15 protein-coding genes and 2 tRNA genes are annotated in these 15,683 nt (G+C 57.4%); 16 read left to right on the top strand and 1 reads right to left on the bottom strand.

The window, feature by feature from the left end; translation table 11 throughout:
- Positions 1 to 2: 2 nt before the first annotated feature.
- The 16 genes from D7024_RS00125 (at position 3) to D7024_RS00200 (ending at position 13,606) form a co-directional block, all read left to right on the top strand.
- Positions 3 to 668, top strand: a complete 666-nt coding sequence (locus D7024_RS00125) for a CvpA family protein (protein WP_121450005.1) — start codon at positions 3 to 5, stop codon at positions 666 to 668.
- 80 nt (positions 669 to 748) lie between these two features.
- Positions 749 to 2,143 (top strand): aminopeptidase, encoded by a 1,395-nt coding sequence (locus D7024_RS00130; RefSeq protein WP_121450006.1) that lies wholly within the window; start codon positions 749 to 751, stop codon positions 2,141 to 2,143.
- 18 nt (positions 2,144 to 2,161) lie between these two features.
- The gene (locus D7024_RS00135; protein WP_207666863.1) at positions 2,162 to 3,055 is read left to right on the top strand and encodes a mechanosensitive ion channel family protein; all 894 of its coding nucleotides are present in this window, start codon (positions 2,162 to 2,164) and stop codon (positions 3,053 to 3,055) included.
- Positions 3,033 to 3,242: a DUF951 domain-containing protein gene (locus D7024_RS00140; RefSeq protein ID WP_121450007.1), complete on the top strand. Its 210-nt coding sequence runs from the start codon at positions 3,033 to 3,035 to the stop codon at positions 3,240 to 3,242. Before D7024_RS00135 ends, D7024_RS00140 begins: the two co-directional genes overlap by 23 nt.
- A gap of 202 nt (positions 3,243 to 3,444) precedes the next feature.
- Complete coding sequence (rpsF, locus tag D7024_RS00145; protein ID WP_121450008.1) at positions 3,445 to 3,732, top strand: 30S ribosomal protein S6; 288 nt, start codon at positions 3,445 to 3,447, stop codon at positions 3,730 to 3,732.
- Positions 3,733 to 3,815: 83 nt separating this feature from the next.
- Complete coding sequence (locus D7024_RS00150) at positions 3,816 to 4,235, top strand: single-stranded DNA-binding protein (protein ID WP_121450009.1); 420 nt, start codon at positions 3,816 to 3,818, stop codon at positions 4,233 to 4,235.
- A 144-nt stretch (positions 4,236 to 4,379) separates the two neighbouring features.
- Positions 4,380 to 4,613, top strand: coding sequence for a 30S ribosomal protein S18 (rpsR, locus tag D7024_RS00155; protein ID WP_013824528.1), 234 nt, complete (start codon positions 4,380 to 4,382; stop codon positions 4,611 to 4,613).
- Between the two features lie 217 nt (positions 4,614 to 4,830).
- Positions 4,831 to 5,154 carry a MazG-like family protein gene (locus tag D7024_RS00160; protein WP_121450010.1) on the top strand — a complete coding sequence of 108 codons (324 nt, stop codon included), beginning with the start codon at positions 4,831 to 4,833 and terminating at the stop codon, positions 5,152 to 5,154.
- 4 nt (positions 5,155 to 5,158) lie between these two features.
- On the top strand, positions 5,159 to 6,136 hold the full coding sequence (locus D7024_RS00165) for a YybS family protein (protein WP_121450011.1): 978 nt from the start codon (positions 5,159 to 5,161) through the stop codon (positions 6,134 to 6,136).
- Between the two features lie 3 nt (positions 6,137 to 6,139).
- Positions 6,140 to 6,589 (top strand): 50S ribosomal protein L9, encoded by a 450-nt coding sequence (rplI, locus tag D7024_RS00170; protein ID WP_121450012.1) that lies wholly within the window; start codon positions 6,140 to 6,142, stop codon positions 6,587 to 6,589.
- A 150-nt stretch (positions 6,590 to 6,739) separates the two neighbouring features.
- The gene (gene lonC / locus D7024_RS00175) at positions 6,740 to 8,653 is read left to right on the top strand and encodes a Lon family ATP-dependent protease (protein ID WP_121450013.1); all 1,914 of its coding nucleotides are present in this window, start codon (positions 6,740 to 6,742) and stop codon (positions 8,651 to 8,653) included.
- Positions 8,654 to 8,679: 26 nt separating this feature from the next.
- A complete protein-coding gene (dnaB, locus tag D7024_RS00180; RefSeq protein WP_121450014.1) occupies positions 8,680 to 10,008 on the top strand; it encodes a replicative DNA helicase in 1,329 nt (442 codons plus the stop codon).
- 565 nt (positions 10,009 to 10,573) lie between these two features.
- Complete coding sequence (locus D7024_RS00185) at positions 10,574 to 11,971, top strand: NAD(P)/FAD-dependent oxidoreductase (protein WP_121450015.1); 1,398 nt, start codon at positions 10,574 to 10,576, stop codon at positions 11,969 to 11,971.
- A gap of 3 nt (positions 11,972 to 11,974) precedes the next feature.
- Entirely contained in the window at positions 11,975 to 13,258 is a 1,284-nt protein-coding gene (locus D7024_RS00190) for an adenylosuccinate synthase (RefSeq protein WP_121450016.1), read from the top strand.
- 195 nt (positions 13,259 to 13,453) lie between these two features.
- Positions 13,454 to 13,529 (top strand) — tRNA-Lys (locus tag D7024_RS00195).
- A gap of 1 nt (position 13,530) precedes the next feature.
- Positions 13,531 to 13,606, top strand: a tRNA-Glu gene (locus D7024_RS00200).
- Positions 13,607 to 13,692: 86 nt separating this feature from the next.
- Here D7024_RS00200 and asnB read toward each other — a convergent pair.
- Positions 13,693 to 15,537 (bottom strand): asparagine synthase (glutamine-hydrolyzing), encoded by a 1,845-nt coding sequence (asnB, locus tag D7024_RS00205; RefSeq protein ID WP_121450017.1) that lies wholly within the window; start codon positions 15,535 to 15,537, stop codon positions 13,693 to 13,695.
- Positions 15,538 to 15,683 lie beyond the last annotated feature (146 nt).

Raw genomic sequence — 15,683 nt, forward strand, 5'->3', positions numbered from 1 at the left:
AAGTGTTGCGAGAAAAAATGATCTTCAAAATAAAAAAGGCAAAAAAGAAAGGGCGGTTTGGTTTATTGAACTGGCTTGATTTATTCCTGCTGTGGATGATTGGCTGGTCAACATGGCGGGGTGTGCAGACCGGCCTGGTGGCAGGCCTGACACGGCTGTGCGGCCTCCTTGTAGGTCTGTTTCTGGCCAGGGAATTTCAGGCCCCCCTGGCGGCATACCTCAGGCAGCAATGGCCGTTGGATCAATGGATTAAATCCTGGTTTTCCGCCCCTGCTATTGGCCAGGCTCCCGGGCCCCTGTCGGGATGGGACCTGTATATAGCGCAGGGCCTGCTCGAGGTGCTGTCCTTTATGGCCATCCTGCTGGTTGCCGCCCGCTTGATTGGCTGGCTGGGACAGTTGCTGGCCCGGGCGGCCAGGTTCAGCTTTCTCGGTCCCGTTGACCGGGTTGGCGGACTGGTCCTGGGCATTGTCCGGGGGATTGTGGCGGCAGCCATATTATTAGCAGCGATCTTTGCCTTTCAGAATGCAACCGGATCCTGGCTTCCCGGTGAGCCCCTGCCATGGCTTGCCCGGGCAGTTGAGTCATCTCGACTGACCCAATTCCTGGCTCCTGTTGTCGAAGCGTTACAACAGCTAATGCCCGTTCTTATGGCTCTCTACACTTAAAAAAGGTACATGAAATGCTAAGTTGCCGGCAGCGGGGAAATAATACCTTTGTCCGGAGTATATCGATAGGGGGAGTAAAAATGACACAGAACATAAAAAATCAATCCGGTACCACGCCGGTTTGGACAAAGCTGAACAGCTCGGAGCAGGAGGCGGTGATGAACCTGACGGAAGAGTATCGACAGTTCATCTCCGCCGCCAAGACGGAACGGGAAACAATCGACATGGCGGTTATGACGGCTCAAAACAGGGGCTTTGTTCCGCTGGAACAAAGCTCCGCCCTGCAACCGGGAGAGCGGGTTTTTGCCACCTGGCGGGGCAAATGCATGGCCATGGCCGTAATCGGCAGCGAACCCCTGGAAAAAGGTTTGAACGTTGTGGGCGCCCACGGGGACAGCCCCCGCCTGGATTTAAAACCCCGGCCGCTTTACGAAGAGGCGGACCTGGCCCTGTTCAAGACACACTACTACGGGGGGATTAAAAAATACCACTGGGTTGGCATTCCCCTGGCCCTGCACGGGGTGGTGGTAAAGGAAGACGGGCAGGTGCTTAAAGTGGTCATCGGAGAAAGGGAAACGGATCCCGTCTTTACCATAGCCGACCTGCTCCCCCACCTGGCCAGGGACCAGATGGAGAAAAAAATGGGTGAAGGGATCAGCGGCGAGGGATTGAACCTGCTGGTGGGCGGTCTGCCGTTAACCGGCGGGGAGGTGCAGGAAAAAATCAAGCAGACCGTGCTCGATTATCTGAACCGGGAATACGGGTTGCAGGAGGAAGATTTTATCAGCGCGGAAATTGAAGCCGTGCCGGCCTGGCCGGCCCGGGACGTGGGTTTGGACGGGAGCATGATTGGGGCCTACGGCCAGGATGACCGGGTAAGCGTTTTTACCACCTTGAGGGCCATAGTGGACTTGCCGGCTCCATCGCGAACGGCAGTAGCCCTTTTCGTGGACAAAGAGGAAATTGGCAGTGTGGGCAACACCGGGATGTACTCGGCCTTTTTCACCAATTTTGTGGCCGAGCTGGCCGCCCGGATTGTTCCCCGGTACAGTGAACTGGTTTTGCGGCGGATCCTGGCCAACTCCCGGGCTATTTCGGCCGATGTGAATGCCGGGCTTGACCCCAATTATCCCGATGTGATGGATAAACTGAATGCCGCCCGGCTGGGGCACGGCGTGGTTTTGACCAAGTACACGGGCTCCGGAGGTAAAAAAGGGGCCAGCGACGCTCACGCCGAGTTCATGGGCCTGGTGCGCCAACTGTTTAACCGGCATGGTGTGGCCTGGCAGAGCGGCCTTTTAGGAAAAGTGGACCAGGGGGGCGGCGGTACCATTGCCTATCTGCTGGCCGTACACGGCATGGACGTGGTTGATTGCGGGGTTCCCCTGCTTGGGATGCATTCCCCCTTTGAGGTGGCCCACAAGGTGGACATTTACATGGCTTACCGGGGATACCGGGCTTTCCTCGGGGCCTAGAGGCGGAGGGTTGTTGCCATGGAGGGTATTTGGGGATCCCCAATGATGCAGGTCGCCCTGGCCCAGGTGGCCGCCGTTGACTGGGGCAAAGTTTTCGGTACGGCCATCAAGGTTTTGCTCATCCTCGTGCTGGCCTTCGTGATCATGCGCCTGGGCGACGCTGCTGTGGAACGTTTTTTCAATAACTGGAACAAGCTTGGTCCCGTGGACGGCCGGCGGGCTCAGACCCTGCGCACCCTGCTGAAAAGCGGCCTGCGCTACACCGTCTACTTTATCGCCATGGTTACCATTTTGAACCTCTTCGGTGTGCGGGTGGAAGCCATCCTGGCCGGGGCCGGCGTGGTGGGTCTGGCGGTGGGTTTTGGCGCCCAAAACCTGGTCCGGGACGTGATCACCGGGTTTTTTCTTCTACTGGAGGACCAGTTTGCCGTAGGTGACTACATTACCGCGGCCGGGGTAAGCGGTACGGTGGAAGAGATGGGCCTGCGGGTGACCCGCCTGCGGGATTTCGGCGGGGAACTGCACATCATCCCCAACGGCCAAATTACCCAGGTCACCAATCACAGCCGGGGCAATATGCGGGCCCTGGTGGAAGTGGGCGTTGCCTACGAGGAAGACCTGGACCGGGTTACGGCCGTGCTGCAACAGGTCTGCGAGCAGGCCGCCCGGGACATGGCCGATATCATAGCCGAAGGCCCCCACGTGCTGGGGGTGGTAAATTTCGGTCAATCGGATGTGGTGATCAGGATCATTGCCTACACCAAACCCATGCAGCAATGGTATGTGGAGCGGGAGCTGCGGCGCCGGATCAAAGAAGCTTTTGACCGGGAAAATATCGAAATCCCTTACCCCAGGCGGGTGGTGTTGAGTATGAGCGGGGGTGAAAGGCGTGATCAGGTATCAGGTTGGTGATGTGGTGAGAACCCGTAAGCCCCACCCCTGCGGGGGTGACCAGTGGGAAGTGATGCGCACCGGGATAGATTTTCGCATCAAGTGTCTGACCTGCGGCCGGGTGGTAATGATCCCTCGGCCCAAGTTTGAAAAAAGCGTGCGGGCAATTGTGCGCTCGGGTCGGGATGATAATCAAACAGATAAATAATGGATGTACTATTTGCTTCAAAGAGAACCGGGCTTCTCCCCGGGGCCAGGGTTTCTGAAACCGGTTCATGCAGGATAGCTGCAGGTTGTTGCTATTTGTACATTATTATGCTATAATCTTCAAGTCAAATTTTTGACGTCATCCGCCCTGCTCTACCCCCAGGAAGGTAGGGCCAGCAGTCCACAGGGAGGAGGTGTGTTCAGTGCGTAGCTATGAATGTGTTTTCATTCTACGCCCGGATCTTGACGAGGAAAGGGCCGGCGAGGTGGCGGAAAAGTTCAAGTCCCTCGTGGAAAACCACGGCGGGGAAGTCACCAGGTTGGAGAAATGGGGCAAGCGCCGCCTGGCCTACGAAATTGCCCACACCCGGGAAGGCCTGTACATGATCATGCAGTTCAATGCCGCTCCGGAAGTGGCCCAGGAGCTGGACCGGGTGCTCAAGATTACGGAAGACGTTCTGCGTCACATCATTGTGCGCCAGGCGGCTTAAAAAGAAAAATCTCCCGACAACCGACCGGTTTTAAAAACCGGCCTGCCCTGCCGGGGAGAGAATAAAACCGAGGCGGTGGAAAGATGCTCAATAAAATCATTCTAATCGGGCGCCTGGTCAGGGAGCCCGAACTGCGGTACACGCCCAGCGGTGTGGCGGTGGCCAGATTTACCATAGCGGTGGACCGCCCCTTTGCCAACCGGCAGGGGGAGCGGGAGGCTGATTTTATTGACATCGTGGTCTGGCAGAAGCAGGCGGAAGTTTGTACGCAGTACCTGGGCAAAGGTCGGTTGGTGGCCGTGGAAGGCCGTTTGCAGATCCGCTCCTACGACGACAGCCAGGGAGTGCGGCGCAAAGCGGCCGAAGTGGTGGCCGAACAGGTGCGCTTCCTGGACCGGCCCCGGGAGGGCCAGGCCGCTGCGGGCGCCGGGAGCAATGATTTTGCACTGGCTGAAAGTGGATACAGCGAAGTTAACTTCAGCGAGGACGATATACCATTCTAGGCGCTACCTCCAGCCCATACTACCTGAGCCCAACGATATCCGGGGCGCGGCCGTCACGGAGGAGCACCGGCGACGATGGACGACTGCCGACCGGGGTTTGTGCGCCAATATCTTCTAAAGGCTATGCGGTAAGGGGTGAATTCATTGGCGAAGAGGGAAAGGGGACGCCGGGGCAAGAAACGCATCTGCAACTTCTGCGTGGATAAAATAGACATTATCGATTATAAGGATGTACCCCGGCTGAAAAAGTACATTACCGAACGGGGTAAGATTTTACCCCGGCGCATATCCGGGAACTGTGCCCGGCACCAGCGGATGCTGACCGTGGCCATTAAAAGGGCACGGAACATAGCCCTCCTGCCTTTTACAGCCGAGTAAAACACGAAGGGGAACTGCCGGTTCCCCTTAATTTATTTGTACCTCCCCTGGGTCTGCCTTTAATGTTATGGGACTGTCTGTGCATCAAAAGGCGTCTAACTTTGAGGTCCCCTGCCAGCGGGGCCAGCAAATAACAGGCCCAAGTTAAGTGAAGGGGGCAGGAAAAGCAGGGCCGCTTCGCGAATTTAGTCCTGGATTACACGAAAGGGGGCAGCCCATGTTCGGACCCCATCACCATCAGGATACGGATATCGCCAAAAACATACGGGTAGTTGAATGGTTGAAGGCAGATTTGCTGGCTTCCCTCTCTGCTTTGTTCAAAGCCATGCTGCGGGGTAATGAAGAACGGCTCCTGGATGCCTTTAGCAGCATTATTATTACCTGTTACGTACTGGGGCGCCGGCTGGGGATTAGCTTTACCCGGATGGATCTCAAGCTGGAGTCCAAACTGCGCCAGGGTATCGATGAGGGACACGAAATGGAACGGTGGTATGGAGATCTATCCGCCCTGCTGGCCCACCTGGTAGAAAAAAAGAGGTGATCCCTTGGCTTCCCGGTTACGCCATGATGCCCTGGTGGAGGGGGCGTTTATTGCCGGCCTGACGGTGGTCATCGCCCTTTCAGGTCTTTCTGTGCCGCCGCTGTTTCTCTTGAGCAACCTCGTTACCCCTTTGCCCCTGGCCGTGCTTGTGCGGAGGCATGATCTCAAAACCGGTGCCGTAGCCCTGATGGTGGCGGCGGCGCTTTTGTTCGTGCTTTACGGGCGGCCGGTTACCGTGCTGATGCTGGTCATCCAGATGGGCCCCCTGGGCCTTTTACTGGGGCTGCTTTTTAAAAACCACGTACGGGCCGGTCTTGCCGTAGCGGTAGCCGCTGTGGTTGCGGCCGGGTTGACCTTGCTGACCCTTGTTTTGGGCTTTTGGATTACCGGTATTAATCCCCTGGTAATCGGGCCCCAGATGCACCAGGGCGCAGAACATCTCCTCGAGTGGTACCGCCAGCAGGGCTTTATTGAGCCGGGGATGGAAGAGGAGCTGCGCCGCCTGCTCCAGGAAATGATACAGCTGGCCGCTATTTTGCTGCCGGCCAACCTGGTCATCTGGTCACTGGTTTCCACCTTCATTACCTATTACCTGGGGCAGGTGGTTTTCCGGCGCCTGGGATACGTGGTTACGCCCCTGCCTTCTTTCAGGGAATGGCAATTTCCCTGGTACCTTGTGTGGATCCTGATCCTGGGACTGGCCCTCTTCATGGGGGGCGATGCCCTGGGGAAGCAAGTTTTTTCCGCTGCCGGGAAAAACCTTTTATACATTGGTGCCTGTCTTTACCTGGTCCTGGGATTGGCTGTGGTCAGCTTTTATTTTGCTCGCTGGCAGCTTTCCAGGTCGGTAAAAATCCTGCTGGCCGTGGCCCTTTTGCTGTACTGGCCCTTTGCCGTCATTATGCTGATCACCCTGGGTCTGGTGGATTCCCTGTTAAATATCAGGCATCTTAATCATCACGGGGATAAAGGAGGGGATTGAAAAGTGAAGGTTATTTTGCTGGAAGACGTGAAAAATCTCGGTACCAAGGGTGCCGTGGTGAATGTAAGCGACGGCTATGCCCGGAACTTTTTAATACCCCGGCGGCTGGCGGTGGAGGCTTCGCCGGGGAGAATGAAGGAGCTGGCCCAGCAAAAGGCCGTCGAGGCCAGAAAAAAGGAAGAGGCCGAGGCACGGGCCAGGGACCTGGCCGCCCGGTTGGATGGGCTCACCGTACAGGTAAAGGCAAAGGTCGGCGAGGGCGGCCGGTTGTTTGGCGCGGTAAACAGCAAGGACATCGCCGAGGCTCTGGAACGGCAGCACCAGATTGCCGTAGACAAGAAAAAGATCCTGCTCAAGGAACCCATCAAACAGCTGGGTGAACAAACCCTGGTGGTTAAACTTCACCCCAACGTACAGGCACAGGTCAAGGTAGCAGTAGTTCCCGCAGAATAATGGTAAATATTCAGTAAAACCGTTATGAGGAGGATGCGGTGCTGTCGGCGCGGAGCACTGGAGTGAGCGAGGACAGCGCCGCATCCAACCGGATTCACTGAATATTTACGAATAATGCAGCAAGGCACGTAGAAAGGAGTAGCCGGGGCAATGAAAGTTTTTTTGCATAAGTTCAAAGGCAGCAAGGAAGAACCCGGTACCAGGCTCAAGGGAGTGGAACAACTTCGCCGCCAGGTGAACGCCCTCTATGGCCTGGTGGCCAACATCTATGGTTCGGATAAACTGGTTTTGCGGGCCGGGAAACTGAATGTCCTGCATTTAATGCGCTCTGAGCGCCTGGAAGACAGGGTTCTGGCCCTTCAGAAGCTGGTGTTTGAGGATCCCACCCTGGATACCGTGCCCTGTATAGAGGAGATTCCGGCTATTTTAGAGCAGATCGAAGAGGAAATTGCCGATATCCTGGCCCGGCGTACGGTGGAAGATGAACTGGAGAAAAAAATCAGTGAAAAGTTGCAGCAACGGCACGAAGAGTATGTAAAAGAAATTAAAATGCAGGTGCTCAAGGAAAATGCCGGCCCGGAAAATGCCCAGACCCTGAAGAAACTGGCCATTTTGGAGAAGCTGGAGCAGAAGAAACTGGCCCGTTCGGCAATAGAAGTGCTCCGCCCGGGGGATTTTTCGGAACTGGTAGGCCAGGAAAGGGCCGTGAAGGCGCTGCTGGCCAAACTGGCCTCCCCCTTTCCCCAGCACATTATTTTGTACGGCCCGCCCGGGGTGGGTAAAACTACCGCCGCCCGGCTGGCTTTGGAAGCGGCCAAGAACATCAACGGCTCCCCCTTTGCCAAGGATGCTCCCTTTGTGGAAGTAAACGGCACCGCCCTGCGGTGGGATCCCCGGGAGGTAACCAATCCCCTGCTCGGTTCGGTGCACGACCCCATTTACCAGGGTGCGCGGCGGGATTTAGCCGACAGCGGCGTACCCGAGCCCAAGCTGGGCCTGGTTACCGAGGCCCACGGGGGTGTTCTTTTCATTGATGAAATTGGTGAAATGGATCCCGTGCTGCAAACCAAGCTGCTGAAGGTGCTGGAGGATAAAAGGGTATTTTTTGATTCTCCCTATTACGATCCCCATGATCCCGCGGTGCCCCAGTACGTGCGCAAGCTTTTTGAGGAAGGGGCGCCAGCGGACTTCATTTTAATAGGGGCCACCACCAGGGAACCGGAGGAAATTAACCCGGCCATCCGTTCCCGCTGCGCGGAGGTTTATTTTGAACCCCTGACACCGCAGGACATCGAGCGCATCATCAGGCAGGCAGCAGAAAAACTGGGGGTGCGGATGGACGAGCAGGTGCCCCAGGTGATCAGCCAGTACACCATTGAAGGGCGAAAGGCCATTGGCATCCTGGCCGATGCTTACGGCCTGGCCTGCTACCGGGGCGGGGGAGAAGTGGGGGAAGAAGGCATCACTTTACAGGACGTCTACGAGGTAATTCAAGCCAGCCGCCTGAGCCCCTACGTCCTCCACAAGGCCTGCCCGGAAATGGAGGTAGGCAAGGTTTTTGGCCTGGGGGTAATAGGCTTTGTGGGCTCCGTACTGGAAATTGAGGCGGTGACCTTTCCGGCCCGCAACCAGGGCCAGGGTACCATCCGCTTTAACGATACGGCAGGGAGCATGGCCAGGGACTCTGTTTTTAACGCCGCTTCGGTGATGCGCAAAATTACCGGCGAGGACCTGGCCAGCTACGACGTACACATTAATGTGGTCGGGGGAGGGCGCATTGACGGCCCTTCCGCCGGTGCGGCCATCTTTCTGGCCATTTTAAGCGCCATCCAGGAAAGGCCAATTCCCCAGGACGTGGCCATTACCGGGGAGTTGTCCATTCAGGGGCGCATCCGGGGCGTGGGTGGCATCGTTGAAAAAATTTACGGTGCCCGCCAGGCCGGGATGCGCCGGGTGATTATCCCCGCGGAAAACAAAAGCGACGTCCCGGCCGGTCTGCAGGGGGTAGAAGTCATTCCGGTTGCCACGGTGGAGGAAATGCTGGAGCATATTTTCACCAGATAGCCAGTTAGTTATACAGGTGAAGGACTGTGAGTGAAAAAAGACCGCCGCAAAACATAGATGCGGAACAATCGGTGCTGGGGGCCCTGTTCCTGGACCGGGAAGCCATACCCCGGGTGGCCCGGTTGCTAAAGCCCGAGGACTTTTACCTGGAGGCCCACCGGAAAATATATGAGGCCATTCTCGCCCTGGATGAAGCGGGCGAGCCGGTGGATCTGCTCACCGTGACAAACTACCTGCAGGAAAAAAAGCTCCTGGAACTCATCGGCGGGGTTACCTATGTGGCCTCCCTGGCCAACGTGGTTCCTACCGCAGCCAATGTGGAATACTATGCCCGCATTGTCGAGGAAAAGGCCATCCTGCGCCAGTTAATAGAAGTGGCCGAAAGGATCGCGGGCCTGGGCTACGAGGGCAGCGAAGACGTGGAGCGGCTGATGGACGAGGCCGAAAGGATGATCCTGGAACTGGCTGCCCGCCGTTCTGCCGGCCTGTTTGTTTCCATAAAAGAAATACTGCAGCAAATTTTCGAGTACATCGAAGAGCGCTACCGCAATAAGGGAAAGGTCAGCGGCATTGCCAGCGGTTTTACCGATCTGGACCGGCTGCTCTGCGGCTTTCAGCCCGGGGACCTTATCATCATAGCCGGCCGGCCGGCCATGGGCAAAACCAGCCTGGGCCTCACCATCGCCCACCAGGTGGCCCTGCAGCACCAGGTGCCGGTGGCCGTCTTTAGCTTAGAGATGTCCCGGGCCCAGCTGGTGCAGCGGATGCTTTGCGCAGAGGCCATGGTGGACCAGCAAAAGGTGCGCAGCGGCTATTTATCCGCGGAGGACTGGGCCCGCCTTACCCAGGCGGCAGCCCGCCTGGCCAGGGCCCCCCTGTACATAGACGATACGGCCATCCTCTCACCCCGCCAGCTGCGGGCCAAGGCCCGCCGGCTGCAGGCGGAAAAGGGCCTGGGGTTGATCTTGATTGATTACCTGCAGTTAATGCAGGGCAGCCGCCGGGTAGAAAACCGTCAGCAGGAGATAGCGGAAATCTCCCGTTCCCTGAAAGGTGTGGCCAAAGACCTGAACGTGCCCGTGCTGGCCCTGGCCCAGCTCAGCCGGTCGGTGGAACAGCGGCAGGACAAAAGACCGATCATGTCCGATTTGCGCGAAAGTGGGTCGCTCGAACAGGACGCGGATGTGGTCATGTTTATTTACCGCGATGAGTACTACCGGCCCGATACGGAAAAACGGGGCATAGCGGAAATTATTGTGGCCAAACAAAGAAACGGCCCCACCGGGCTGGTGGAGCTAGCCTTCTTAAAGGAATTCACGCGGTTCATGAACCTGGCCAAAGAAGAGGAGCGTTAATATGATAAAATAGCTTACGGGTGAGCAGCCCGGGTAAGGCGTCAAGCTTAAAAAAGAGGGCGTACTGTCAAGCGTCAGTGACTTTGTCAGTGAAATTCGTCAGTGAAAATGTCACTCAGACACATTACTTATCTCATTCATCTGGGCTAAGAAAATGTCACTCCTGGTTTTTAATAAGGCGGCGGTCTTGACAGCCACCCCTCACGTGGTTAAGTTAAAAATGCCGACGGGGCGGCTCCGGGGAACATGCAACAAAGACTAATACCAGGGCAGCTTCAAAGGTTGAAATCTGACCTTCCAGAACCCGCTGCAAAACCAGCATCCGCTTCAGTTCCGTCTGCGACAGGGTAACCATCTCCTTCATACTGACATTTTCACTGACGGATTTTACCCTGACAATATCACAGACGGATCACATTAAAAAAGAGGGCGTACTTGACATTTCACTGTAAGCTTTGCTAAAATCAGTATGTTTGGCATGGTGCCCCGGGCAGTTAGATTCTTTTTATGCTCTGAGTGGTGAAAAAACGAACATGCCCGGGGGTAGCTAAGGGAGGGATTAAAAATGGAACAGGTTTACGACGTGATAATTGTCGGTGCAGGTCCCGCCGGCATTTTTACTGCCCTGGAGCTGGTCAGGCAAAAAGGCGGTTTAAAAATCCTTATGCTGGAAAAAGGGCGGGATTTGGAACAGCGTAAATGTCCCTCCAGAGAAAAGAATAACGCCTGTTTTCACTGCAACCCTTGCTCCACCATCTGCGGCTGGGGTGGTGCTGGAGCCTTCAGCGACGGTAAGCTGACCCTATCCACAGAAATTGGGGGTAGCCTGGAGCAGTATATTGGGGAAGATGCTCTTGGCGAGCTAATTGATTATGTGGACAGAATCTACCGGGAATTTGGGGCGCCGGAAATGGTTTACGGCCTGGAGCATGCGGAAGCCATCGAAGAGTTTCAGCACCGGGCCGCCCAGGCGGAACTTAAACTGATTCCCGTGGCCATTCGCCATCTGGGTACCGGCCGGTGCCAGGAGATCCTGGCCCGCATGAAACAATACCTGCTGGCCGCGGGAGTGGAAATCCGCACCTCTTACCCGGTGGAGTCCATCCTGGCAGAAAATAATCAAGTACGGGGCATAATTACCACCGGGGGAGAAATCATTTACGGCCGCCATGTGGTTCTTGCCCCCGGGCGGGAAGGAGCCGAGTGGCTGGCCAGGCAGGCCCAGATGCTGGGACTGACCACGGTGGTCAACCCGGTGGATATCGGCGTGCGGGTGGAAGTGCCGGCGCCGGTGATGGAACCCCTGACCCGGGTCTTCTATGAAGCCAAGTTCATTTATTATTCCCGGGCCTTTGACGATAAGGTGCGCACCTTTTGTATGAACCCCTACGGTGAGGTGGTCATGGAGAATAACGACGGCCTGGTAACCGTCAACGGCCACACCCATGCCTACCGTAAAACCGGGAATACCAACTTTGCGGTTCTGGTTAGCAAAACCTTCACCGAGCCCTTTAAAGAGCCCATTGCCTACGGCAAGTATATTGCCAGCCTGGCCAACCTGCTGGGCGGCGGGGTTATCGTCCAGCGGCTGGGCGACCTCCTGGCCGGGAGGCGGAGCACGGAAGAAAGGATGCGCAAGTGCCTCACCGTTCCCACCCTGACTAAGGCCACGCCGGGAGACCTGAGCCTGGTCTTTCCTTACCGGCATCTGGTGGCCATTGTGGAAATGTTGAAAGCCATGGACGAAGTCGCGCCGGGAATCTATTCCCGTTACACCCTCCTTTACGGGGTGGAAGTGAAATTTTATTCTTCCCGTCTGGCCCTGACCCAGGGGTTGGAAACCCAGGTGCAGAATCTCTTTGCCGCCGGAGACGGGGCAGGAGTAACCAGAGGTCTGGCCCAGGCGTCGGTGTCCGGGATTGTGGCGGCGCGGGAGATCCTGAAAAAGTGGGGGGATAATTAGAGCATGTCAACGCTAGTGCTGGTGGGTGCCCAGTGGGGAGACGAGGGGAAGGGCAAGATCACAGACTTTCTCGCCGAAAAGGCCGACCTCATTGTGCGCTACCAGGGTGGCAACAATGCTGGCCACACGGTGGTTGTAGCGGGCCAGCAGTTCAAGCTGCACCTGGTTCCTTCGGGCATCCTGTACCCCGATAAACTGTGCTTAATTGGAAACGGTGTGGTGGTTGATCCCGAGGTCCTCCTGAGCGAGCTGGATCACCTGGCCGCCCGGGGGATTTCCACGGCCAACCTGCGCATCAGTCCCCGGGCCCATGTCATCCTCCCCTACCACCGGCAGCAGGACAAGTGCGAGGAAGAAAAAAAGGGTGCCTGGCGCATCGGCACTACCTGCCGGGGCATCGGTCCCGCCTACACCGATAAAATTGCCCGGGTGGGCATTCGCATGGGCGAGCTGGTGGATGAGGAAGAATTTCCGGGTCTACTGGCACGAAATCTGGAGAACAAGAACCAGCTCTTCCGGGAGATTTACCACAGCGCGGAACTGAAGCTGGAGGAAATTCTTCCCGCCTATTTGGGCTATGGCCGGCGGTTGAAACCTTTCGTGGCCGATGTGTCCGTTATCGTCAGCGAAGCCATTGAGCAGGGCAAAAAGGTTCTTTTTGAAGGCGCCCAGGGGACCCTCCTGGACGTAGATCACGGTACTTACCCCTACGTAACCTCGTCCCATCCCGTGGCCGCCGGGGCCTGCATCGGTGCGGGTATCGGTCCCACCCGCATTGACCGGGTGATGGGTGTGGCCAAGGCCTATGTCACCAGGGTGGGTGAAGGCCCCTTCCCCACGGAGCTAAAAGATGCCCTGGGGGACCATATCCGCACCCGGGGTGGGGAATTTGGCACCACCACCGGCCGGCCGCGCCGCTGCGGCTGGTTTGACGCCGTGGTGGCCCGTTATGCGGTGCGGATCAACGGCCTGGACTACCTGGCCATCACCAAGCTGGACGTACTTACCGGTTTGGAGACCATCCGCCTGTGCACCGCCTACCGCTACAAGGGGGAAATCTTAACCGAGTTTCCGGCCACCCTCAAGGTGCTGGCGGCCTGCGAGCCGGTTTACGAGGAGTGGCCCGGCTGGCAGGAAGACATCAGCCGGGCCCGGCGTTATGAGGACCTGCCCGCCAGTGCCCGGCGGTACCTGGAGCGCATCACCGAGCTGGTGGGCGTTCCCATAGCCATTATTGGCGTCGGCCCCGGGCGGGAGGAAACCATTATTACCCGGGAGGTATTCTAATTTCCCTTTGCCCGGTGGAAAAATATGAGGCAGGCGGTGCGTTGTGGTCACCGCCTGCCTCAATAACATGGAAATCGCCACCATTAAATCGCTAACTTTTTGAACGACACTCTGGCCATGCAACAAACAAACCATAAATTTTGTGTTGACACCGGTGTCCATCTATAGTATCATATCTACCGGTAACGCTCTTGTGAGCCATTAGCTCAGCTGGTAGAGCACCTGACTTTTAATCAGGGTGTCGGTGGTTCGAGTCCACCATGGCTCACCATGGCCCCATGGTCAAGCGGCCTAAGACACCGCCCTTTCACGGCGGTAACGCGGGTTCGAATCCCGCTGGGGTCACCAATCTTTAAGCCCCGTGAACAAAGCACGGGGCTTAAATTTTTTGCCGTTGCTGCGCGGACAACGCCGTGTCTATGACATTACAATAGCTACCGCACCACCACCCGGTACTCCCTGAGCCAGGTGTCAATTTGAATGAGGTAGGCCAGGAGCTGCGGCCCCCTCATCAGCTGGCCGTACCAGGGCATGTTCATGGCAGGCGCATCCAGCCGGGCAAACTGGCGCACGGCCTCAACGTCTATAAAGGGCAGCAGGGGGGAGGCGGGGTCGTCCAGAATATCCAGGAGCCACCGGCGGACGGCCTCAAAATAGGCCGGGTGATGGGTCTTGGGGTAAGGGCTTTTGCGCCGCAGGAGCACCTCCTGTGGCAACACCCCCGCCAGCGCCCGGCGTAAGATACCTTTTTCCACGCCCCCGCAGCTTTTCATCTCCCAGGGAATGTTCCAGGCGTATTCCACCAGACGGTGATCGCAAAAGGGGACCCGTACCTCCAGTCCAGTGGCCATACTCATGCGGTCTTTACGGTCCAGGAGCGTAGCCATAAACCAGTTAAGATTCAGGTAAAACATTTCACGTATGCGTGCTTCACGGGGGTTTTCCCCCGGAAGGCGCGGTACTTCGGCCAGGGTATCCCGGTAGCGTTGCGCCACGTATTCCTCCGGGCGGATCATTGCCAGCAGTTCCGGTGACAACAAACGGGTCCGCTCTCCAGTAATAAGCGCCCAGGGGAAGGTTTGGGCGGCCAGGGCATCCTCCCTCCGGAACCAGGGATAGCCGCCGAAAATTTCGTCGGCGCACTCGCCGGACAGGGCTACGGTGGCTTCTTTTTTGACCTCCCGGCAGAAGAGCAGAAGGGAAGCGTCCACATCGGCCATACCGGGCAAATCCCGGGCTTGCACGGCAGCGCTTAGCGCCTCCACCAGCTGTGGCGCGTCGATCAATACGGTCCGGTGGTGGGTGCCCAGAAAATGAGACACCTGTCCTACCCACCGGGCATCGGAATCGGGCTCAAATTGATTGGGCCGGAAGTGACGGTCGTTATCCACATAGTCCACCGAAAAGGTACGAAGTTGCCCCGTACCATTTTTTTGGAAGGCAGCCGCGGCAAAGGCTGAAATGGCGCTGGAGTCGAGGCCGCCGGAAAGCAGAGTGCAGACGGGCACATCAGCCACCAGCTGCCGCCGGACCGCATCCTGCAAAAGCCAGCCTACCTTATCGGCAGTGGTGTCCAGGTCGTCCAGATGGGGATGGCTTTCCAGGGCCCAGTACCGGTAAATGTGCATACCCCGGTGGTCGTAAACCAGGCAGTGGCCGGGCCTCAGCTCCTTTACTCCCCGGAAAACGCCGTGTCCCGGGGTGCGTCCGGGACCCAAAACAAAGATTTCGGCCAGACCTTCAGCGTCCACCTCCGGTTGTACGCCCGGGTGGGCCAGGAGTGCCTTCAATTCTGAGCCAAAGATAAAAGCGCTACCCCTCTGGGTATAAAAAAGGGGTTTTACTCCCAGCCGGTCCCGGGCCATGAACAGGCTTTGCTCCTCTTCATCCCAGATGGCAAAGGCGAAAATACCGTTCAAGCGCGGCACGCATTCTTTGCCCCACTCCATAAATGCCGTGAGCAGCACCTCTGTATCCGAGTGGCCCTGGAAACGATAACCCCGGGCTTCCAGCTCCTGGCGCAGTTCGGGGGTATTATATAGTTCTCCATTGTAGGTGATGATGTACCTTCGCTCCCCCCGCCGGCGGATCATGGGCTGCCCTCCGCCCGCGGGATCAACCACGATCAGGCGGCGGTGGGCCAGGGCGGCCCGGGGAGACAGCCACACCCCGGCGGCGTCGGGCCCGCGGCAGGCCAGGGTTGCCGCCATGTCCTCGAGTACGGTTTTTTGCCGGGTTAGATCCTCTTCCCAGTCTATCCAGCCGGTGATTCCGCACATAATGACTTTCTCCCTCCCGTAAAACCCGTGCGGGCTGGCGTTTAAAAGCGGCCCGGTAAAAAGAAAGACGCCCCTCGAAGGCAGTGTTTTTCTGCGCTGCGGGGGGGCGCCTTTGCCCGGGCCCGTAGTTGCTTTATGGCAACCCG

It is taken from the genome of Desulfofundulus salinus (assembly GCF_003627965.1).
GTDB classification, from domain to species: Bacteria; Bacillota; Desulfotomaculia; order Desulfotomaculales; family Desulfovirgulaceae; genus Desulfofundulus; species Desulfofundulus salinus.

What these genes read in the sequence shown, in the direction of transcription:
- lonC (WP_121450013.1), top strand. Translation starts at nt 6,740, where the DNA reads ATGAAAGTTTTTTTGCATAAGTTCAAAGGCAGCAAGGAAGAACCCGGT.
- D7024_RS00150 (WP_121450009.1), top strand. Translation starts at nt 3,816, where the DNA reads ATGCTCAATAAAATCATTCTAATCGGGCGCCTGGTCAGGGAGCCCGAA.
- D7024_RS00135 (WP_207666863.1), top strand. Translation starts at nt 2,162, where the DNA reads ATGGAGGGTATTTGGGGATCCCCAATGATGCAGGTCGCCCTGGCCCAG.
- D7024_RS00185 (WP_121450015.1), top strand. Translation starts at nt 10,574, where the DNA reads ATGGAACAGGTTTACGACGTGATAATTGTCGGTGCAGGTCCCGCCGGC.
- D7024_RS00160 (WP_121450010.1), top strand. Translation starts at nt 4,831, where the DNA reads ATGTTCGGACCCCATCACCATCAGGATACGGATATCGCCAAAAACATA.
- asnB (WP_121450017.1), bottom strand. Translation starts at nt 15,537, where the DNA reads ATGTGCGGAATCACCGGCTGGATAGACTGGGAAGAGGATCTAACCCGG.
- D7024_RS00190 (WP_121450016.1), top strand. Translation starts at nt 11,975, where the DNA reads ATGTCAACGCTAGTGCTGGTGGGTGCCCAGTGGGGAGACGAGGGGAAG.
- D7024_RS00130 (WP_121450006.1), top strand. Translation starts at nt 749, where the DNA reads ATGACACAGAACATAAAAAATCAATCCGGTACCACGCCGGTTTGGACA.